Here is a 22,256-nt window from a genome sequence, read left to right on the forward strand (position 1 = left end):
ACCTATCGAATCCTGGTTCGTAAACATTACTAACAACCCATATTTGTTTGAAATGAGGTGCACCATTTGGGTTTTCTATCAAAGCTTTTTCCAAAAAAACAAAAGCAACATAAGGTGGAGAAACGAACTCCTTTAACGATTCAAGTGGGAGATATCGTAGAGTATGATCTTGAAGACTATGAGGTGGTAGGGAAAATCACGTATAGACAAAGTAGCTATGAATGGTTAAGTTATCAATTACTAGGACCAACTGGGACAATTTGGTTAGCAGCCGAAATGGATGATGATTTAGAACTAGGCATCTATAAGAAAATTCAACTAGCGGATGCAAATCAAATACCAAAGGAACTTACTTATCAAGGAATTAAGTACTACCTTGATGAAAAAGGTCAAGCACATATTAACGGGGAAGGCAGAAGTAGTAACCTAACAGGTCAAACTATGAAGTATGTGGAGTATTGTGATGAAAGTGAAACCCATTTTATAAGCTTAGAGGATTGGGGTAGTGAAATAGAAGCAAGTTATGGCTATCCCATTGAGCAATATGAAATAAAAATAATTGCTGGATCAAATGAAGGAGGAAATTAATATGTTTCAATTTTTCAAAAGAGTAAAAACCATCGTAGGATCAGAACTAAATTCATTGTTAGACAAAGCAGAAGACCCTGTAAAAATGCTAGACCAATTTATGCGTGATATGGCAGAGGATATTCGTGAAGCAGAATCAGCTGTTGCAAAACAAATTGCAAACGAAAAAATGTTAAAACGCAGATTAGATGATGCAACCGCTCTTGTGGAAAAGCGTCAAGCACAAGCAGAAAAAGCAGTGGAAGCTGGTAATGATGATCTTGCTAGAAGAGCTTTAGAGGATAAGAAAGCTCAAGAGCAACAAGTTACGACAATGACAGAAGCTTGGGAACGTGCGAAGAAGGATTCCGATCAACTACGTGTGAAACTAGATGAAATGAAAAAAGAATATCAAGAAATGCAACTGAAAAAGGATTCCTTGAAGGCACGTGCAGAATCTGCTAAAACAAGGACAAAGATGAATCGTGCCATGTCCTCTATTGGTAATGATGCATCAAAGCAAGGCTTCCAACGTATGGAAGAAAAGGTTATGCGTTTTGAAGCAGAGGCAGACACTAGTGAGGATTTATCCGCAGCTAGTAGATCATTAGATGATGAGTTTGAGGATCTAGAGAAAAATGATGTAGATGATGAATTGGCTGCACTTAAGAAGAAAATGAATAAGGAAGAATAAGCAATTAGAAAAGGGTAAACATAACCCTGTTTCCTTTAGTAGAGAAACAGGGTTATCTGTTTTGTTCATGTATCTATGATGAATTACATATAGTATGTTTAGCATAAGAATTGCTCTTTCTTTCTAAAATTAACCTAGGTGATAAAAGTAACCAGCGATGTATCGATACTGCTATCGGAAAAAGGTCATAGGAGGTGAGTATGTGCGTTTAAATTCCGTTTTATTAGGAGCAGGCATGATGATTTGTTTATTATTGGTTGGTTGCAGCCAAGATAATTACAATGAAGCCACTTCCTTTACAGAAGATGCTATCCAAACATCTGAATCTAAAAGTGAAATTATTGAAAGCGTGAAAAATGAGAATTTAACGAATATAGAAGCACTTATTTCAAACCATTTTCCCTTTGTAGATTCTGTCGTAAAAGACAATTCAACATCTAATATTTATGGAACAGATCAATTTTCAGTGGAGGAATTAGCTAATTTGTTAGCAGAAACAGTTACACCAGAGGAAAAGAGTGAATATATCGATCAACAACAAATATTGATTTACCCTGATCACTTTATTGTATTAAAAGACAGTGAAGAAGTACCGGGTGCTACTATAATAGAAGTAGCGAGTGACGAATTTGTACGAAATCATTATTCTCCGAATTTCCTAAGTACATATTTTGCGATAAGAATTTTAGATGATGTATTGGATGTGGACGACTGGGCGAAAAAACGACGTAGAGCATGTAGCTCAGGGGATTGTTATGGTGGATATTCTACTTATAAAAGAAGTACTACCAATAGAGGAATGTCATCTGTAAGAGGTGGAGGCCCGAGCGCGGGTAAATAATAAAAGGAGGGAATTAGAGAATGGAACCATTTATTTGGACATTTGTTTATTTTATTGCTGCCATTGTTATTGTTATTATTGGATTAGTTATTTTTGAGTGGTTGACGACGAAGTACAAAGATTGGGATGAAATTAAAGAAGGAAATCAAGCTGTGGCTTTATCGATAACAGGGAAGATTGTCGGTATTTGTATCATTTTAGCCTTTGCCATTTATAATAGTATTACGATTTGGGAAACTTTTATTTGGGGTGCTTATGGTGTAGTACTTCAGTTGGTTGCTTACTTATTATTTGAACTATTTACTAGGAAATTCTCTGTTGAACAGCAGTTGAAAGAAAATAATATAGCTGTTGGTATTGTTTCATTAGGCGTTTCTATTGGCCTGGCCTTTGTAATCGGGGCATCTATTACGTAATATATAGAAAACCTGGCCACAAATGGTCAGGTTTTCTATTTCCGTGGTAACAAGTGTTAAATAAAAGTGTACTTAGATGGAGTGGCAAAAAATGAAGGATTTGAAAATTAGACAGAGTTATTTTATTTACTGGGCATCAGGAATCGTCTCCATTTGTGGAATTGTATTTGAAGTATTATTCGGTGCGCTTGGCTCTTATATATTAGGAGATGGTGTAAAGCAATATACACTAACTATCTCGTTTTTCCTTACAGGGATGGGGATTGGAGCTACCTTAAGTGAAAGGGTAACGAAAAATTTAATTTTATCGTTTATTTATATTGAATTTCTTGTGGCACTAATTGGTGGGTTTTCAAGCTTTCTTATGTTTGGTGTAACAGCATTTGCAGCAGGTGGAGCGGACGCGATCTTTTTATATGTGATTACCTTTCTAGTTGGTGCCTTAACTGGTGTGGAGCTTCCTATTTTAATAAGAAAAGCGAATGAAATTGGTGTAACACTTGAAAAAAGTACAGCGAGAGTTTTATTTTCTGACTATGCGGGTGGTCTAATTGGAGGCCTGCTTTTTGTTTTTTTTCTCCGGCCTCAGCTAGGAATGGTCAAAAGTGCTTTTTTCGTTGGATTAATTAATCTGATTGTTGCAATGGTGGTTCTCTATCTCTTTCGACGAGAGCTTAAAAATAAGGCTCTACATACATTCGTAGGTATTGTGATCGCTATTCTCCTAATATTAGGGTTGTTTTTTGGTGAAAATATTGCCTATAAATTTGAACAGAAAATTTATCAAGACCCTATCGTTTATGTAGAGGATACAAATTATCAAAAAATGGTTTTAACAAAAGACAATGATGACGTTAGGCTTTATCTTGATGGAGGCTTGCAATTTAGTTCCATTGATGAACACCGCTATCATGAAGTACTTGTGCATATTCCGATGGCACAAGCTCAAAGTCATCATAAAGTACTTGTATTAGGAGGTGGAGATGGATTAGTAGTTAGAGAGCTACTTAAATATAAGGACATAAGGGAAATTACATTAGTAGATCTTGATCCAGCAGTCGTGGAGTTAGCCAATTCAAATCCTCATCTATTAGCATTAAATAAAGGATCATTAATGAATGACAAGGTAGAAGTTATTCATCAGGATGCATTTGAATATTTAGAGCATAACAAGAGTGTTTATGATGTTATAATTGTCGATCTGCCTGATCCAAACAATGAAAGCCTTAATAAACTATACACAAAAGAGTTTTATTCTCTTAATCGCAACCATTTAAAAGAAGCAGGGGCAATGATGGTACAAGCTACAAGTCCAGTTTTTGCAAGAGAAGTCTATTGGACTATTTCTAATACGATACGTGCAACAGGTCTTCATATAGAGAACTTTCACGTGGATGTTCCTAGTTTTGGTAATTGGGGCTTTGTACTCGCTAGTCGAAAAGAAATACAAGCGAATCAAATGATGATCAAACCTAAAACAGCGTATTTAACTACAGAATTAGTGGAAAGCCTGACGTACTTTGGAGAAGATGAGGGGCCTGATGGGGTAACTAAGCAAGTGAATACATTAATTGACCCCATTTTGATTCCTATATATGAAAAGTCATGGGTTCATTATTGAACATTGTTTTAAATTTCGATAAAGTTGGGTATAGAGGATTAAGTAAGTAATATGCAAATAAAGGAGTGTTGCTTTGTCATGAAAGTATCTTTTCATGGTCAATCTGTCGTTAAAATTGTTACAGAAAATCACACGATCTTAGTCGATCCTTTTATTACAGGTAATGACACCTGTGATTTACATGCGGAAGAAGAAAATCCCGATGCTATCTTACTAACTCATGGTCATAATGATCACGTTGGGGATACGATTAGTATTGCTAAAAGAACGAATTGTTTGATCGTGGCTCCTAATGAATTAGCTGTCTATATGGAATCAAGAGGACTAAATGCGCATCCGATGCATATTGGAGGTGCACATACGTTTGATTTTGGAAAGGTAAAATTCACCCCTGCATTTCATGGCTCAATGTTCGAGGATGAAGAAGGGAATAAAATTTATGGTGGAATGCCAGGCGGAATCCTATTTTCAGTAGAAAATAAAACAATCTACCATGCAGGTGATACGGCATTGTTTTCTGATTTAAAGCTAATCGGAGAAATGAATCAAATTGATCTTGCCTTTTTGCCAATAGGAGATAACTTTACGATGGGACCAGAGGATGCGTTAATTGCAGCGGACTGGATCAAAGCGAAGCGCATTGTTCCGATGCACTATAATACTTTTCCACTAATTGAACAAGATGGAGAAGCATTTGCAAACAAAGTAAAAACAGGCCAAGGAATCGCCTTAAAGCCGGGTGAAGGGATAGAATTATAGGGAAAGGCAATTGTTAAATAAAATGAATAAGAGGAGTGAAGACAAGGTATCTTTTAAGCCTTGTCTTTTCATTTAGTAAAGTCGTCATTTCCATTCATTCTTTTGAAAGTAGTACAGGTAATGAATAAAATATAAAACAGTAGAAAATAATGAAGAAGAACCATATACTTTTATAACAACTAATTGAATCTTGACAGAATGATCTGTATAATAACAATAAGGAATAAATTAATAGTACAGATGAAAGAATGGTGAGCTATTATTGGCTACAAAACATGAACAAATTTTATCTTTTATAGAATCTCTTAAAGTAGGAAATAAAATCTCTGTTCGTCAAATTGCCAAGGAATTAAACGTCAGCGAGGGGACCGCATATCGGGCAATTAAAGAAGCAGAGAACAAAGGATTAGTTAGCACAATTGAACGGGTAGGAACCATTAGAATTGAGCGAAAGCAAAAAGAAAACTTTGAGAATTTAACCTTTGCAGAGATTGTAAGTATTGTCGATGGACAAGTATTAGGTGGTAGAGAGGGACTATATAAAACCTTGAACAAATTTGTCATCGGTGCAATGGAGTTAGATGCGATGATGCGCTATACAGAAAAGGATTCCTTGTTAATAGTAGGAAACCGGACGGAAGCCCATCAATTTGCACTAAAAGAAGGCGCTGCCGTGTTGATTACAGGTGGCTTTGATACTGATGAAGCCGCAAAAGAGCTTGCAGACCAAAAGAAATTGCCAATCATTTCTACTAGCTACGACACATTTACGGTAGCTGCAATGATTAATCGTGCTATCTATGATCAGCTGATTAAAAAGGAAATCGTCCTTGTTGGAGATATCTATACCAAAAAAGATAGTACGTATTATCTGTCCACAAAGGATAGAGTGGCAAAATGGCATGAGTGGGAGGAAAAAACGACACATAGTCGATATCCGGTGGTAGATGACAAACAAAAAGTTGTCGGGATTGTTACTTCTAAAGATGTTATTGGCAAAAAGACAGATATGAACATTGACAAGGTAATGACGAAAAACCCTTTAACCGTAATGAAGGAAACTTCATTAGCTTATGCTGCCCATATGATGGTATGGGAAGGGATAGAAATTATGCCTGTTGTGGATCAACATCACCACCTTGAAGGTTTAATCTCTCGCCAAGATGTATTGAAAGCATTGCAACATATTCAAAAGCAACCACAGGTTGGAGAAACAATTGATGATATTGTGTCGAACTATTTTGATCTTCATGATAACGATGCACATCACGTCACTTATGAAGCAGAAATAACGCCACAGATGACGAATCAACTTGGAACCCTTTCCAATGGTGTATTTGTTTCTTTTGTTATCGAAGCAGCTAGTAGTTTATTGCGTCAACAGAAAAAAGGTGATCTAGTTGTGGAGAATATTACCGTTTACTTTATAAAACCGATTCAACTGGAAACAAAGGTATCTTTTCATCCAAAGATCATAGATGTAGGACGTAAATCTGCTAAGATTGATGTAGAGGTTTATCATGAGCGTAAAATGGTCGGCAAAGCCATGCTAATGGCCCAAATAATTGACCGATAGAGAAAGGGGACCGGGACATAATTAAAAAGGAGCATGAGAATCCGAACAATATTCTGACTAAGCTATCCAAAATACGGAGACTCCAGTGGGAACAGCACGAGCTGAAGATCCACTTTGCAAAGTTAGCAGATCGCAGTGCCCGCGGAAAGCGAAGTATGTTGACGGAGCGGTTTCTGTGCAGAAATACTAATGTTCGGGTTTTTCTTCCTATAATATTCTTTTTGTCCCAGCCCCAAATCATTATATGTTTTCCTTTCTCTTTCGTTGTTCACTTTTATAATGCTGGTATCTTTTTATACCTGTATACATTTGTAGCAGACCAAATATCAAAAAGACGATTGCAACATATAAAGCGATTTTTGTTTGATAGTATAAGTATTGATTTACTCCAAAAAAGCTGATAAATATTCCTAGTGAAATACGTGCCTTTGCATTCAAAATCTCTTGAATTAATGGGTCACTGCCTCGTAAAATCATCACCTTATAATAGACATATAAAACAATGGAGATAATGATTACAATAGGAAAGACGACCATCGTATCCCCCCTTAAAAAAGTACTGCCTAAATACATATCAAACTATTTAAAGTTATAGTCCGTTATCATTGTACCGTTATCAAGTATGAAATTCTAGCAAAATGTAAAATTTGATATTACGATGTTAATGGTATAAATTGAATTTAATTGAAAGAGGGAAGACTATGATCACAGCTAAAATAATGGAAAAGATAAAACAATATGAGGATATTATTATTCATCGACATGTGCGCCCAGATCCTGATGCATACGGTTCCCAGAATGGGCTTGCCACGATTATAAAGAATTCCTTTCCTGACAAACGAGTGTACGTGGTTGGGGAAGAAGAGCAATGGTTATCGTTTATGGGGAAAATGGACAACATTCCTGATCATGTGTATAACAATGCATTAGTCGTTGTTTGTGATACGGCTAATCGGGAGCGTGTATCTGACCAAAGATTCCAGTACGGGAAAGAGTTAATTAAAATTGACCATCACCCGAATGTCGATCCATATGGTGACCTTCAATGGGTAGAAACAGAAGCAAGCTCAACAAGTGAGATGATTTATCAGCTTTTTAAGGAACACGAAAAGGGTGGATTAGTAATGACAGAGGAAAGTGCTTCATTACTATATAGCGGGATTGTTGGAGATACGGGGAGATTTTTGTTCCCAAGTACTACAGAGAAAACTTTTCAGTATGCTTCGGAGCTTGTTAGCTATCCATTTGATCGGACCATCATTTATGAAGAAATGTATAAAACAAGTCTGAATATCGCGAAATTAAAAGGATACATCCTACAAAATGTCGTCATATCGACAGCTGGTGTAAGCCATGTAAAGCTGACAAAGGAAATATTGGAAGAGTACCAAGTTACACCATCAGAAACAAGTTCAGTTGTTGGAGTATTGGGAGATATTGAAGGAATAAAAGTATGGGTAATCTTTGTTGAAGAAGAGGACACCATCCGGGTAAGACTTCGCTCCAAAGGACCAATTATTAATGAACTAGCAGCACAATATGAAGGAGGTGGCCACCCTCTTGCATCTGGTGCTAAAATTCATGATTGGGCAACCGTTCCCCAGCTACTTAAAGATTTAGAATCAATATGTGCACAAGAATAAGATGGCAGCCATTAAGCAAAAATTAATCTGCCACACTTAATTCAATGGAAAGCTGAAGCTGTTCCATAACAATGATTCGAGAGATTTTTGATTGATAGGAGAAATCGTCAATATTGATTGTTTTATTTTCAATTGTCGAAATAAGCAGATCAATACTTGTTGCGATTTCTTCCACTGATTTCCCCATCGCATAATTTGCCTCTTCACGTATAGCCTCCTCGATTTGATGAACCATGATACGGTCATTTTCGAGCTTTAATTCCTTGAGATTAGTAAAGGTGATATCAATCTCTTTTATTTCAATACCTTCCTTCGATTGTTGGTCTAAGGCACGATGATTTTCAAGCAAGGTTTCATAACTTTTATTTAAATCTTGATATTCTGCTCTTAAGGCCATATTTTCTTGAATCCAATTTTCCTGTAATTCGCCAAAGATAAATAAAAAAATCATATAAGCAATAATAGCTCCGATTGCCGTTCCTGCTAAGAACCTTTGCCAGCTGGCTCGTTTATATAGTGGAGGGATATGCATTATTGTATCTCCTCTTGAATTAGCCATTCAATAATGAGGAGGGCAGTTTGAGCGCCTCCCATTGCAGCAATAATCATGATTATTTGTTTAACCATATCCAAGGTAGAACCTTCCCATATTCCTCGTTCAAAATTGGAAATGGCATCAAAGGTTCCTCCAATTGCTGCAACAATTGCCCAAATATGGAGGCTTTTTGCGATTCGACTGATATGAGTAAGGGGAGCCTCTCCAGTTGCATAAGCACCTATACTTCCGATAATAGAACCACCAATCATAACACCAAAAGCAATAAAGTAACATTGGATCATTGTCGTAATAAATCTTTCTTCCATCTAAACACCCTTTCATGCTTCAAAGCAATCATGGTAGATAATATATTTCTTACTTAAATATATGACAAGCCTTTCAAGATATGTTTCCATTTCATAACATGTATCAATACGTTATAATAAAAGAAGTTAGTACGGACAGTAGGTGAGGAAATGACCTTAGCACAATTACAAATAAAAAGTAGTTTTTCATTCCTGAAGAGTATGGTGCAAATAGATGAGCTCGTACAGCAAGCAAAAAATTTAAATTATGATACCCTCGCTCTTACAGATGAGAGCGTTCTTCATGGGGCTATCTCGTTTTATCAAGCATGCGAAAAGGCAGGAATAAAGCCTATTATCGGAATGGAAGCATCTATCCTAATCGAAGAACAACTCTATTCTTTTCTTCTATTAGCAAAAAATGAGTCGGGCTATAAGGAACTAATCCAATTAAGCTCTCTAATACAACAAGGAGGTGTCTGTCAATTAGACGGATTGAGAGAGGCTTCTGAAAACTTTATCCTCGTTTTACCAATCTCTCCACTTATTGAAGAGCAAAAGGAATGGTTTGATCATCTAAGTAGAATAGTAAGAGCATGTGAGGGATTTTCTCTTTATTTAGGTATTTCACCGAACACAGGTGATTTCTGGCCAATGCTTCAAGAATGGGTGAGGAAAACGAAGCAGAAGGCAGTAGCACTTCCTGATGTACGATATGTATATAAAAATGATGCACTTGCCTATAGCTGCTTGGAAAAACTTGCGATTGGAGACAAATGGGATCCATCAGCCGCATCATTTGACAAGCATCTTTACTTAAGAAATGAGCAGGAATTGAAGCAAATTTATCAAAATTGGCCTGAACTATTGGAAGAAGCAAGTTCTGTGGCAAAAAAATGTCAGATAGAGCTTAAGCTTGATCAGCGGCTTTTACCAAAATACCCATTGGCTGAAGGGCAACGTGCCGACGACTATCTCGAAAAACAATGCCATCTAGCATTATCTAAAAAGTATGATAACATTACCGATGTGATAGTTGATCGGCTTCATTACGAATTGGATGTTATTCATTCAATGGGATTTAGTGATTACTTTCTTATCGTATCGGATTTTGTCCGATATGCGAAAGAATCGAATATCATGGTTGGACCGGGAAGGGGATCAGCTGCTGGTTCTCTCGTTGCCTATTTATTAGGAATAACGAATGTTGACCCATTAGAATATGGATTGTTATTTGAACGTTTTTTGAATCCTGAACGGGTATCCATGCCAGATATTGATATTGATTTTTCCGATGAAAAGCGTGATCAAGTGATTCAGTATGTATCTGAAAAATATGGTGTCGAACAAGTCGCACAAATTATTACATTTGGAACGTTTGCTGCAAGGTCTATTCTAAGAGAATTATCCAAAACAATGGAAATACCTGATAGTGACCTATACTATATTTTGAAAAAACTGCCGAAAGAATCTAATGAAAAGTTAGCAGTGTTATTAAAAAAATCACCAGAATTGATTGATTATGTAAAGCAATCAGAAAAATTAAAAATACTTTTTAAGGTTGCCAATCGATTAGAAGGCTTGCCAAGACATCATTCCACACATGCAGCTGGTGTCATAATCAGTGATCAACCGTTGACGAAATATGTCCCTGTCATGCCTTCACAGAATCAAATGTTACTTACTCAATATCCAATGAATGATTTAGAGAAAGTTGGATTATTGAAGTTTGATTTTCTTGGATTAAGAAACTTAACTTTAATTGAAAGGATCTGTTCGCAGATTAATCATCATTCGACAGAGCCTATGGAAATAGATGCAATTCCATTGGATGATGCCAACACATTTTCCTTATTAAGAGAAGGACGAACAAATGGTGTCTTTCAGCTTGAATCCCAAGGAATGAAGCAAGTGCTAAGAGATTTAAAGCCAACTAATTTAGAAGATATCGTTGCGGTCAACGCTTTATATCGACCAGGACCAATGCAGTTTATCTCATTGTTTATTAACCGAAAGCATGGTAAAGAAGAGGTGCATTATCTACATCCAGATCTTGGACCTATTTTAGCCAAGACTTATGGAGTACTCGTCTATCAAGAGCAAATTATGCAAATAGCGAATAAAATGGCTAATTTTTCCTATGGAGAAGCGGATTTATTACGTCGTGCAGTTAGTAAAAAAGAAAAAAATATACTTCTTGAGCAAAAGGAGAAGTTTTTACAAGGCTGTCAGGAAAACCAATATCCTGCTTCATTAGGTGAAGAGGTATTTGAATGGATTCTCCGCTTCTCTAACTATGGTTTTAATCGAAGTCATGCCGTAGCATACAGTATGATTGCTTATCAGTTAGCCTATTTAAAAGCAAATTATCCATTGGCATTTTTTGCTGAGATGTTAAGTATGCAAATGGGCAATGCGGATAAAATGCAAAGCTATATTCGAGAAGCAACGAATCAATCGATTAAGATATTACCCCCATCAATTAATAGAAGTATCGGAAAATTCAAGGTAGAGGATCAATCGATCAGGATGGGGTTAAGTGCGATAAAAGGTATCGGTTTTCAAATTGTTCAAGAGATTTTACAAGCACGTAAGGAGAAGCCATTTAAAAATATCTTTGACTTTTGTCTCCGAGTTCCGACAAATAGAGTGAAACGCAGTGCTATTGAATCACTAATTTTAGCTGGGGCATTTGATGAAACCTATTCGAACAGAGCGACATTGTTAGCGAGCCTTGATGATGCTATTGAACAAGGGGAATTATTTCGTGGATTTGATGATCAGTTAGCCTTATTTCAAGGGGACCTAGCATTAGATGCTGTCTATGTTGATAAAGAACCATTTCCACCAATCAAACAGTTGATGATGGAAAAAGAAGTAGTAGGTTTTTTTGTTTCTACACACCCTTTAACTAATATACGAACGAGGATAGGCAAAATTGGTTACCTTACGATTCAACAGGCCAAATATCAAAAATCAAGAAAGCTAAAGCTTGCCGCAGTAGTTCAAACCCTCAAGGTCATTCGTACTAAAAAGGGAGAATCAATGGCTTTTATAACGATAGCAGATGAGACGGATGAGTTGGAGGGAGTTATTTTTCCTCCTGCTTTTCGGAAGGTTAACCATTGGTTGAAAGAAGAAGAATTTGCCTTTGTCCATGGACGAGTGGAAAACCGTGGAGATAAATTGCAAATTATCGCAGAAGATATCCAACCACTTGTGATGGAGCAACAAACACAAAGCAATGAAAAAATCTTTATTCAGACCCACGCAACAGAACATGCACAGCTACTCGATACAATTGGCAAACTAGCTCAAAAATATCCTGGGTTAACCCCTGTGTTTTTGTATCGAACAATGGATAAAAAATTATACAAATTGGATGAGGACTACCATCTTAACAGTAATTGGCATGTTATAAAAGTATTGAAGCAGCACTTTGGCGAGGAAAATGTCGTGTTACGTCCATAATGAGAGACTTCCATCAGTGGCGCTCTTCCGTGCATCCTTCACTGATGGATAAAGTCCATTATCTAAAGCGACGTTACTTTTCTTGTGAAGGTAATAGTAGAATGGTCTAACTTTACACAAGATTTGCTTCTGATATAATATAATAGTTAATGCCTGTCAATATATTACCTTGTCTACATATACATAGATAGATACTGCTAACAAATCATATGTATGCATGGTTTAGCGCCTTTTCAAGATTGAATTGGACAAGACGTGTAATATAAAGGAGGAGTATTCCTTGCAGTTGAAAGAATTATTTGGTAAGAAAAAAAAATATGCACCAATACCAAATGAGGGTGCAAAAATAGATGTGCCAGAAGGCTTAATGCAAAAGTGCAGTCAATGTCAAAAAATTTACTACCAAAAAGAATGGAAGAAGAACTTAAATGTCTGTCCTAACTGTGGCCATCATCATCAAATCACGTCATATGAAAGAATCCTCCACTTATTTGATGAGGATACATTCAATGAATGGGATAAGGAATTAATCTCTGGCAATCCCTTAGATTTTCCACAATATGAGGAAAAACTAGACAAGGACCGGGTAAAAACAGGATTAAATGAAGCAGTTGTTACAGGGGAAGGTAAAATTAAAGGCAATAGAGCTGCTGTAGCTGTTATGGATGCCAGATTCCGAATGGGAAGTATGGGGTCGGTAGTTGGGGAAAAGATTACTAGGGCGATTGAGAAGGCCCGTGAACAAGGAATCCCGATGATTGTTTTCACTGCATCTGGTGGTGCAAGAATGCAAGAAGGGATGCTAAGTCTCATGCAAATGGCTAAAACTTCTATCGCTATCGAACGATTACATCGGGAAAGGGGTTTGTTTATCTCAGTGATGACAAATCCAACCACAGGAGGAGTTTCCGCTAGCTTTGCGTCCATCGGAGATTATAATTTTGCAGAGCCTGGTGCTTTAATTGGTTTCGCAGGACGTCGGATCATTGAACAAACCATTCGAGAAAAGCTCCCTGAGGACTTTCAGACTGCTGAATTTCAATTAAAGCATGGGCAGTTAGATAAAGTAATTCCTCGAGATGAAATGAGAGACACATTAGCAACAATACTAGAAATTCATCAAGTAGGGGGTGCTACCATTGAAACAAGTACTAGAGTTTGAAAAACCAGTAATCGAACTTCGTGAAAAGATTGAAGAATTAAAAAAGATGACTCAAAATAGCGAGATCGATCTATCAGAAGAGATTGCTAAAATGGAAGCACGTCTTGCAAAATTAGAAAATGATATCTACGGTAAGTTAAAGCCTTGGGATCGTGTTCAAATAGCTCGTCATGCTGATCGACCAACCTCACAGGATTATATTGCGGAATTATTTACTGATTTTATTGAATTTCATGGGGATCGTTTTTATGGTGAGGATGAAGCAATAGTAGCCGGTATTGCTAAATATCAAGGAAAACCTGTTACTATTATTGGACATCAGCGAGGCAAGAATACGAAGGAAAATATAGACCGAAACTTTGGGATGCCACACCCAGAAGGTTATCGCAAAGCGCTACGTCATATGAAACAGGCAGAGAAGTTTCAACGTCCAATCATTACGTTTATTGATACAAAGGGTGCTTATCCAGGAAAGGCTGCTGAAGAGAGAGGACAGAGTGAGGCGATTGCTCGTAACTTAATGGAAATGGCTGGCCTTCAAGTTCCGATTATTTGTATCGTTATTGGTGAAGGTGGTAGTGGTGGAGCTCTTGGATTAGGAGTAGGTGATCGCATTCATATGTTGGAAAATTCCACCTATTCCGTTATTTCTCCAGAAGGTGCGGCAGCATTATTATGGAAGGATTCCAAGCAAGCAGAAAGAGCTGCTAAGTCATTAAAAATTACAGCACCAGATTTAAAAGAGCTTGGTATTATCGATGAAGTAATAGAAGAGCCCTTGGGTGGTGCACATCGAAATGTCTCCGTACAAGCTGATAACATTCGAAATGTGTTGGATCAATCACTACAAGAATTATCCATTTTAAAGGAAGAGGATCTTTTGGAACAACGCTGGTTAAAATATAAAAAGATTGGCGAGGTTCGTGAAACAATGAAAGCATAAAGCCAAAAAGCATCTTCTAGCTTGTAAAGAAGATGCTTTTTGGCTTGCATATTTTATACGTTAGGAAAGTATAAATTGTTTGCAGGAGATAAAGCGAAGATGCGAGAATTTTGATGTCCTGAGTATAAGAAAAGCTTGTTCTGAATTAAATACGGGAATGAAAAATCCAAAACTTGTACAACATTGTAATATATTGGATAACAATTGCACGCTTAGTTTACAATATTGTAACAAACTATTGGAAAAGCGTTTGTTATTACTTCTCTTTTACTGTCAAGTTAGCTAAAATAGTAATGTTGAGGTGTGTTTTGACATCATTTCATGTATAATTTGTGTTGATGTTAAAATTATTATAAACAATAGAGAAAATAGGGACAATTATTATGTGGATGAAGAGGTGATTACATGAAAAGAATAGGTGTATTAACAAGTGGTGGAGACGCTCCTGGTATGAATGCAGCCGTCCGTGCAGTTGTTCGTAAGGCTATTTTTCATGAATTAGATGTTTATGGAGTTTATAATGGTTTTGAAGGTTTAATGGAAGGCAATATTAAAAAAATGGAACTAGGTTCAGTTGGTGATATTATTCAACGAGGTGGGACTATTCTTTATTCAGCGCGTTCCATGGACTTTAAAACAGATAAAGGTCAGAAAATTGCCATTGAACAAATGAAAAAATTCGGTATCGAAGGACTGATCGTAATTGGTGGCGATGGGTCTTTCCGTGGTGCGCAAAAGCTTACGGAAAAAGGATTTCCTTGTATTGGTGTCCCTGGAACCATTGATAATGATATTCCAGGAACAGACTACACAATTGGATTTGATACAGCACTAAATACGATTGTTGATGCAGTGGATAAAATTCGAGATACAGCAACATCTCATGAGCGTACATATGTGATCGAGGTAATGGGACGGGATGCAGGTGATTTAGCATTATGGGCAGGTCTTGCAAATGGTGCGGAAAGTGTGATTATTCCAGAAAAACAAGAAAGCTTTGAAAGTGTAGTGGCAAAGCTGAAGCGTGGACAAGTTCGTGGTAAGAAGCATAGTATCATTATCCTAGCAGAAGGTATTGGTAGTGGCATGGACTATGGAAAACGAATCGAGGAAGAAACAAAGATGGATACACGTGTAACGGTATTAGGACATATCCAACGCGGTGGTTCTCCATCTGGCTACGATCGAGTCTTAGCAAGTAGATTAGGAGCAAAAGCAGTTGATTTATTAATGGATGGTATTGGTGGAAGAATGGTAGGAATACAGAACAATGTGGTGGTAAGTCATGATTTTTCTGAAATTCTAGATAAAAAACATGAAATCAATATGAATATGTATGAGCTATCTAACCAATTATCTATTTAAATAATGAGAAGATCGCCATCCACAAGGTGATAATCTACTATGATAGAACAATGCAGGAATGATGACGAAGGAGGAAGTTGTAATGAGAAGAACGAAAATAGTATGTACGATAGGCCCAGCCTCAGAATCAATTGATAAATTAGAGCAGTTAATAGAAGCTGGAATGAATGTAGCGCGTCTTAACTTTTCACACGGTGACTTTGAGGAGCACGGTGCTAGAATTACGAATATAAGAAAAGCTGCTAAAAAATTAGGAAAAACAGTAGCCATTCTTTTAGATACAAAAGGTCCAGAGATTCGTACAGGTGTATTAAAAGAAGGACAAGCAAATATTATAAAAGGAAATACCGTTTATGTATCCATGGATGACTCACTCCAAGGGGATGCTAGCAAAATCTCGGTTACATATCCTCAATTAATTCATGATGTAGAGCCAGGCTCTAAGCTGTTATTAGATGATGGTTTAATCGCATTAGAAGTAACGGAAGTGTTGGAGGAACAAAACGAATTAAAAACAGTTGCCTTAAACTCAGGTCTATTGAAAAATAAAAAAGGCGTAAACGTGCCTAATGTTAGTGTGAACTTACCGGGAATAACGGAAAAGGATGCTGCCGATATTAAATTTGGTATCGAGCAAGGTGTTGATTTCATCGCTGCTTCTTTTGTACGCCGTGCTTCCGATGTGTTAGAAATCAGAGGATTACTTGAAGAAAATAATGCTACACATATTCAAATCATTCCTAAAATTGAAAACCAAGAAGGTGTAGACAACCTTGATGCTATTCTCCAAGTTAGTGATGGCTTAATGGTTGCACGTGGTGATTTGGGAGTAGAGATACCACCAGAAGATGTGCCTTTAGTTCAAAAAGAAATGATTTTCAAATGTAATAATGCAGGAAAACCAGTTATTACTGCTACGCAAATGTTAGATTCTATGCAACGAAATCCAAGACCGACAAGAGCTGAAGCGTCAGATGTTGCCAATGCTATATTAGATGGTACGGATGCTATTATGTTGTCAGGAGAAACTGCGGCAGGTGACTATCCAATTGAAGCAGTACAAACCATGAGCAATATCGCTAAAAAAGCAGAAACGGCGATTGATCATAAAGCAATGCTTGATTTACGATCTAAAGCATCCGATATGACGATTACAGATGCGATTAGTCAATCAGTAAACCATACTGCTATGAATCTAAGTGTAGATGCGATTTTAACCCCTACTGTTAGTGGATTTACAGCAAGAATGATTTCAAAGTACCGTCCACAAGCTCCAATTATTGCGATGACTTTTGACGAACAAGTAAGCAGAAGATTGGCTTTAGTATGGGGAGTAGAATCAATAGTAGGCAACCTACTTCATACAACAGATGATGTATTAGAAGAGGTTATTGAGCGAGGGTTGGAAACAAATCACTTCAAACGAGGAGATAGAGTAATTATTACAGCAGGTGTTCCGGTTGGAGAGAGTGGTACAACCAACCTAATGAAAGTTCATGTTATTGGCGATGTCCTAGCTAAAGGCCAAGGTGTGGGAAAAGGAAGTGCTTATGGTAGAGCGATACTTGTGAAGGATGCGAAAGAAGCGGAACTAAAAGTACAGCAGGACGATATTATTATCACATACGGTACAGATAAAGATATGATCAAATCGATCGAAAAAGCAGCAGGTATTATTACAGAAGAGGGCGGTTTGACTTCCCATGCGGCAGTTGTCGGCTTAAGTTTAGGCATTCCTGTCATTGTAGGTGTAGAGAAGGCACTTGAAGTGATCAAGGATCAGCAAGATATTACCATCGATGCTTCGAAAGGTGATATTTATGCAGGACATGCTAGCGTATTATAAAAGTAAACTTCCGTTTAATAGGTAATGAAAACTAGACATGTTATAATAGAGAGAGGGACCTTAATAGGATTCTTCTCTCTATTTTTTTCAAGTACTACGGCATTCAATGATTAACTAAATCGGAAGGAGACAATCACATGCTACGTTGGCTTCTACTATTAATATTGATCGTTCCAGCATTGGAAATAGGCCTGTTTGTCTGGGCAGGCGGATATATTGGACCATGGTGGCTAATTTTTCTTATTATTCTAACAGGTGTTGTTGGAGCATGGCTTGCCAAGCAACAAGGCCTTGATACGATAAATAAAGCACGTCAATCGATGGCAATGGGTTATGCGCCACAGGAAGAGATATTTGATGGACTTTGTGTCATCATTGGTGGAGTACTATTGTTGACACCAGGGTTTGTAACAGATTCAGTAGGTTTAATATTACTCATTCCATATACGAGAAGACCTATCAAACAATGGATGAAAAAGATTTTACAAAGAATGATTCATAATGGTAAGTTCAGGATATATCGTCGTTAACCGAACTTCCCTTTTTGGATATAAGTAAGAATCATCGAAAATAACCCTGCATGATAACATGCTTTCATAAAAAATAAAAAGGCAGGGGCGATCCATAAGCCATTTATCCCGAATAGCTGAAAGCCAAGATAGATGGCTAAAATGGTGAGCATTGGGTGAATACCGATTGCTTGTGAGATTAACTTAGGCTCTAATACCTGCCTTTGGATCATGACAAAACCAAAAAGACTTAGTACACAAAAGCCAAGCCACGAGTTTCCACTAACAAATAAGAATAGAATCCAAGGGATAAAAATTAGTCCTGTGCCTAATATAGGTAAAACATCCATAATAGCAACAATAATCGAAATGGTAAACGCGTGTTTTACCTTTAATAGTAAAAGCCCGATGAAGATAGTGACCCAAGATATACTGACTAAAATGATTTGTGCCGTGATATATTTGACTAGCGTTACCTTTAATTGTTGGTAGATGTTAAATGGAACGCTTAATAGATCACTAGATACTTTTTTGGACACATAGTGATAAAATCTCTCCCAATCCTTACAAATAAAAAACGTGCAGAGTAATGAGAAGATTATAATGGTAATCGTCCCAGGTAAGGCAGCCAATTGTAAACCGAGCCAGCTCAGGAAATTTTCAAGAAAGTTTGCGATTTGGTCTGCAAAGCTTATGCTAATTTCATCAAGCTGTTCTTTCATAAGCGCACTTTGCTCTGGTGAAAGATTATCGAGATATGCACCAATCTTTTGAATATAAGGTAAAAGAAAGGAATTAACCGCCGCTGTAAAATCTATTAAAAAGGCATGAAATGGTTCAGGTAGCCATTTCGCTAGATAAATAACCCCCTCTATCACTTCAAATACTACAAAAACAAGCAAAAAAATAATGAAAGCAATCGTGAAAAAAATAACAAATAAACATGCCCAAAGGTGAGAAATAGTAGTTTTATCACTGATAAGCTTAATGATCGGATATAGCAACAAGGAAAAGCAACATGCTAGAAGTAATGGGAATAAGTATTGGAACAAAAAATAAAAAATATAAACCGTAAGACCAAGTCCAAAAATAAATAAGCCAATCCGATAGAGCATTTTTGCATTTAATTTCGCCATGCTGCTTCACCTCAAGAAATTGTGAATGAATAGAATTTTTCCAAATAAAGTTCTTTTATGTTATGATATAGGCTGGTACAAACCTTTCCTAATCTCCGTCATGACCACTTTTATATATATTCTGCATTAGTACAAGCTATGCAATGGAAAAGATTATATTCTCAATTTTAATCGTTTTCATTTACTAACTATTTTTGATTGTTTATAATAGGCATGGGGATGTTCAAAAGCTTCTCGAGAGCTTTTGAGGATAAGAATGGTTAGCGAAACGAAGCTAACGAGTGAAAAAGGATAAGAAAAGGAGAGAGATGTTATGTCAACAACGAAAGGACTTGAAGGGGTAGTAGCCGCTGAAACGAAGATTAGTTCCATTATTGACGATCAGCTTACATATGTTGGTTATACGATCGATGATCTAGCTGAGAATGCTAGCTTCGAAGAGGTTATATACTTACTATGGAACAAACGACTACCGAATAAGGAAGAGTTAACACAATTAGAAAAGGACCTTGTGGAAAATATGACATTACCGCAAGGCGTTGTAGAACATTTTAAATCCTATGACATACATAACGTTCATCCAATGGCTGCTCTACGTACAGCAATATCATTACTAGGTTTATATGATGAGGAAGCAGATGACATGAGCGAAGAAGCTAACAAGCGAAAGGCTATTCGACTACAAGCAAAGGTTGCTTCAGTAGTTGCTGCATTCTCACGTATTAGAGATGGCAAGGATATCGTGAAACCAAAGGAAGGCCTAAGCTATGCCGCAAACTTCTTATTCATGCTTAATGGAGAGGAATCGAACGAATTAGAGGTGGAAGCAATTAACAAAGCGCTTGTCCTTCATGCCGATCATGAGTTAAATGCCTCAACTTTTACATCTCGAGTTTGTGTAGCAACACTTTCAGATATTTATTCGGGTATTACTGCAGCGATAAGTGCATTAAAAGGACCGCTCCATGGGGGAGCAAACGAAGCGGTTATGAGCATGCTATTAGAAATTGAAGAAGTAGATAATGCGATTCCATATGTAAAAGAAAAAATAGCAAATAAAGAAAAGATTATGGGAATGGGTCACCGTGTATACAAGACTGGAGATCCACGCGCTAAACATTTAAAGAAAATGTCGAAGGAATTAACTGCTCTTCACAATATGGAAAAATGGTATGAAATGTCTGTTAAAATTGAAGATTATATTAAAGAAGAAAAAGGCTTGCCAGCAAATGTTGATTTTTATTCAGCATCTGTTTATCATAGTCTAGGAATCAAGCATGATCTATATACACCAATCTTTGCAATGAGTCGTTTTTCAGGCTGGATTGCACATATTTTAGAACAATATGAAAATAACCGTTTAATTAGACCGAGAGCAGAATATGTTGGTCCCACTAAACAAGCATATGTAGATATTAATGAGCGATAAGCATTTTCTTATGGAAAATGATATAATATATTTGAATTTTATTTTAGGAGGAATTGAAGAATGGGAGAAAAGATTACAGTAGAAAATGGTGTCGTACAAACACCAAATAAACCAATCATTCCATTTATTGAAGGAGACGGAACTGGGCCGGATATTTGGGCAGCAGCTAGCCGTGTTCTCGAAGCAGCAGTAGAAAAAGCATATAATGGTGAAAAAGGCATCGAATGGAAAGAAGTACTTGCTGGGGAAAAAGCGTATAATCAAACAGGTGAATGGCTTCCTGAAGAAACTCTAGATGCTATTCGTGAATATAAAATTGCTATTAAAGGTCCTCTTACAACTCCAATCGGTGGGGGTATCCGTTCATTAAACGTAGCATTACGTCAAAAGCTAGATTTATTTACTTGCCTACGCCCAGTGCGTTATTTCGATGGTGTTCCATCCCCTGTTAAGCATCCAGAAGATACAGATATGGTTATCTTCCGTGAAAATACTGAGGACATCTATGCTGGTATCGAATGGCAAAAAGGTTCAGATGAAGTGAAAAAAGTTATTGATTTCCTCCAAAATGAGATGGGTGTAACGAATATTCGTTTCCCTGAAACTTCTGGTATTGGTGTAAAGCCAGTATCTGAGGAAGGTACTAGCCGATTAGTTCGTGCCGCTATTGAGTATGCTATTAAAGAAGGCCGTAAGAGTGTTACTTTAGTACATAAAGGTAACATTATGAAATTTACAGAAGGTGCATTCAAAAACTGGGGTTATGAGCTTGCTGAAAAAGAATACGGTGATAAAGTATTCACTTGGGCAGAATATGACAAGATTGTAGAAGAAAAAGGTCGTCAAGCAGCGGATGAAGCACAATCAGCAGCAGAAGCAGCTGGCAAAATCATCGTAAAAGATGCTATTGCGGATATTTTCTTACAACAAATATTAACTCGTCCGAAAGAATTTGATGTAGTAGCAACCATGAACCTAAATGGTGACTATATCTCTGATGCATTAGCAGCACAAGTTGGAGGTATTGGTATAGCTCCAGGCGCTAATATTAACTACGAATCTGGACATGCGATTTTTGAAGCTACTCATGGTACGGCTCCAAAATATGCGGGTCTTGATAAAGTGAACCCATCTTCTGTCATTCTTTCAGGTGTTCTTATGCTTGAACATCTTGGCTGGAGAGAAGCAGCTGACTTAGTCCTTAAATCCATGGATCAAACAATCGGATCAAAAGTCGTAACCTATGACTTTGCTCGATTAATGGAAGGTGCAACAGAAGTAAAAACATCTCAATTTGCTGATGAATTAATTAAAAATATGGGATAATAAGATTGTATCAAAAGCCTCTCTGCTAAGATTTAGCAGAGAGGCTTTTTGCAGAGAAAATTGGACAACAAGCAGAAGCAACGTAAGACTTGTCCAATATCCTGTTATA

At 37.1% G+C, this 22,256-nt stretch carries 20 protein-coding genes; 16 read left to right on the forward strand and 4 right to left on the reverse strand.

Features of this window, described 5'->3' with window-relative positions:
* Window positions 1-66: 66 nt before the first annotated feature.
* The 7 genes from ACZ5N5_RS13095 (at window position 67) to ACZ5N5_RS13125 (ending at window position 6,474) form a co-directional block, all read left to right on the forward strand.
* Window positions 67-588 carry a DUF4178 domain-containing protein gene (locus ACZ5N5_RS13095; protein WP_109983875.1) on the forward strand — a complete coding sequence of 174 codons (522 nt, stop codon included), beginning with the start codon at window positions 67-69 and terminating at the stop codon, window positions 586-588.
* Between the two features lies 1 nt (window position 589).
* Window positions 590-1,261, forward strand: a complete 672-nt coding sequence (locus tag ACZ5N5_RS13100; protein ID WP_464372627.1) for a PspA/IM30 family protein — start codon at window positions 590-592, stop codon at window positions 1,259-1,261.
* A gap of 202 nt (window positions 1,262-1,463) precedes the next feature.
* Complete coding sequence (locus ACZ5N5_RS13105; RefSeq protein ID WP_464372628.1) at window positions 1,464-2,102, forward strand: DUF4247 domain-containing protein; 639 nt, start codon at window positions 1,464-1,466, stop codon at window positions 2,100-2,102.
* A gap of 20 nt (window positions 2,103-2,122) precedes the next feature.
* Window positions 2,123-2,518, forward strand: coding sequence for a DUF350 domain-containing protein (locus ACZ5N5_RS13110; protein WP_464372629.1), 396 nt, complete (start codon window positions 2,123-2,125; stop codon window positions 2,516-2,518).
* A 91-nt stretch (window positions 2,519-2,609) separates the two neighbouring features.
* A complete protein-coding gene (locus ACZ5N5_RS13115; RefSeq protein WP_109983878.1) occupies window positions 2,610-4,139 on the forward strand; it encodes a polyamine aminopropyltransferase in 1,530 nt (509 codons plus the stop codon).
* A 78-nt stretch (window positions 4,140-4,217) separates the two neighbouring features.
* Complete coding sequence (locus ACZ5N5_RS13120; protein WP_464372630.1) at window positions 4,218-4,898, forward strand: metal-dependent hydrolase; 681 nt, start codon at window positions 4,218-4,220, stop codon at window positions 4,896-4,898.
* Between the two features lie 262 nt (window positions 4,899-5,160).
* Window positions 5,161-6,474, forward strand: coding sequence for a DRTGG domain-containing protein (locus tag ACZ5N5_RS13125; RefSeq protein WP_464372631.1), 1,314 nt, complete (start codon window positions 5,161-5,163; stop codon window positions 6,472-6,474).
* A gap of 240 nt (window positions 6,475-6,714) precedes the next feature.
* Here the strand turns inward: ACZ5N5_RS13125 and ACZ5N5_RS13130 are convergent, their stop codons facing one another.
* Window positions 6,715-7,011 carry a YtpI family protein gene (locus ACZ5N5_RS13130; protein ID WP_054861414.1) on the reverse strand — a complete coding sequence of 99 codons (297 nt, stop codon included), beginning with the start codon at window positions 7,009-7,011 and terminating at the stop codon, window positions 6,715-6,717.
* Between the two features lie 164 nt (window positions 7,012-7,175).
* Between ACZ5N5_RS13130 and ACZ5N5_RS13135 the strand changes: the two genes are divergently transcribed.
* Window positions 7,176-8,117 carry a DHH family phosphoesterase gene (locus ACZ5N5_RS13135; protein ID WP_054788244.1) on the forward strand — a complete coding sequence of 314 codons (942 nt, stop codon included), beginning with the start codon at window positions 7,176-7,178 and terminating at the stop codon, window positions 8,115-8,117.
* A gap of 22 nt (window positions 8,118-8,139) precedes the next feature.
* Here the strand turns inward: ACZ5N5_RS13135 and ytrI are convergent, their stop codons facing one another.
* Complete coding sequence (gene ytrI, locus ACZ5N5_RS13140) at window positions 8,140-8,649, reverse strand: sporulation membrane protein YtrI (RefSeq protein ID WP_277678604.1); 510 nt, start codon at window positions 8,647-8,649, stop codon at window positions 8,140-8,142.
* Window positions 8,649-8,981, reverse strand: a complete 333-nt coding sequence (gene ytrH / locus ACZ5N5_RS13145; protein ID WP_054788245.1) for a sporulation membrane protein YtrH — start codon at window positions 8,979-8,981, stop codon at window positions 8,649-8,651. The genes ytrI and ytrH overlap by 1 nt, the downstream gene beginning before the upstream one ends.
* A gap of 150 nt (window positions 8,982-9,131) precedes the next feature.
* Between ytrH and dnaE the strand changes: the two genes are divergently transcribed.
* From dnaE to ACZ5N5_RS13175, 6 genes are all read left to right on the forward strand, one after another.
* Complete coding sequence (dnaE, locus tag ACZ5N5_RS13150) at window positions 9,132-12,431, forward strand: DNA polymerase III subunit alpha (RefSeq protein WP_464372632.1); 3,300 nt, start codon at window positions 9,132-9,134, stop codon at window positions 12,429-12,431.
* 280 nt (window positions 12,432-12,711) lie between these two features.
* Window positions 12,712-13,593 carry an acetyl-CoA carboxylase, carboxyltransferase subunit beta gene (accD, locus tag ACZ5N5_RS13155; RefSeq protein ID WP_109983883.1) on the forward strand — a complete coding sequence of 294 codons (882 nt, stop codon included), beginning with the start codon at window positions 12,712-12,714 and terminating at the stop codon, window positions 13,591-13,593.
* The gene (gene accA / locus ACZ5N5_RS13160) at window positions 13,571-14,536 is read left to right on the forward strand and encodes an acetyl-CoA carboxylase carboxyl transferase subunit alpha (protein WP_109983884.1); all 966 of its coding nucleotides are present in this window, start codon (window positions 13,571-13,573) and stop codon (window positions 14,534-14,536) included. The genes accD and accA overlap by 23 nt, the downstream gene beginning before the upstream one ends.
* A gap of 405 nt (window positions 14,537-14,941) precedes the next feature.
* Window positions 14,942-15,901 (forward strand): 6-phosphofructokinase, encoded by a 960-nt coding sequence (gene pfkA / locus ACZ5N5_RS13165; protein ID WP_054861422.1) that lies wholly within the window; start codon window positions 14,942-14,944, stop codon window positions 15,899-15,901.
* 82 nt (window positions 15,902-15,983) lie between these two features.
* Window positions 15,984-17,747, forward strand: a complete 1,764-nt coding sequence (gene pyk / locus ACZ5N5_RS13170) for a pyruvate kinase (RefSeq protein WP_464372633.1) — start codon at window positions 15,984-15,986, stop codon at window positions 17,745-17,747.
* Window positions 17,748-17,884: 137 nt separating this feature from the next.
* Window positions 17,885-18,277, forward strand: a complete 393-nt coding sequence (locus ACZ5N5_RS13175; RefSeq protein WP_054788251.1) for an FxsA family protein — start codon at window positions 17,885-17,887, stop codon at window positions 18,275-18,277.
* Here ACZ5N5_RS13175 and ytvI read toward each other — a convergent pair.
* A complete protein-coding gene (gene ytvI / locus ACZ5N5_RS13180; protein ID WP_109983886.1) occupies window positions 18,274-19,392 on the reverse strand; it encodes a sporulation integral membrane protein YtvI in 1,119 nt (372 codons plus the stop codon). The genes ACZ5N5_RS13175 and ytvI overlap by 4 nt on opposite strands.
* Before the next feature lie 313 nt (window positions 19,393-19,705).
* Between ytvI and citZ the strand changes: the two genes are divergently transcribed.
* Window positions 19,706-20,821, forward strand: coding sequence for a citrate synthase (gene citZ, locus ACZ5N5_RS13185; RefSeq protein WP_054788255.1), 1,116 nt, complete (start codon window positions 19,706-19,708; stop codon window positions 20,819-20,821).
* Window positions 20,822-20,881: 60 nt separating this feature from the next.
* The gene (icd, locus tag ACZ5N5_RS13190) at window positions 20,882-22,147 is read left to right on the forward strand and encodes an NADP-dependent isocitrate dehydrogenase (protein ID WP_054788256.1); all 1,266 of its coding nucleotides are present in this window, start codon (window positions 20,882-20,884) and stop codon (window positions 22,145-22,147) included.
* The last annotated feature ends 109 nt before the right edge of the window (window positions 22,148-22,256 follow it).

Source organism: Gracilibacillus sp. JCM 18966 (genome assembly GCF_055392695.1).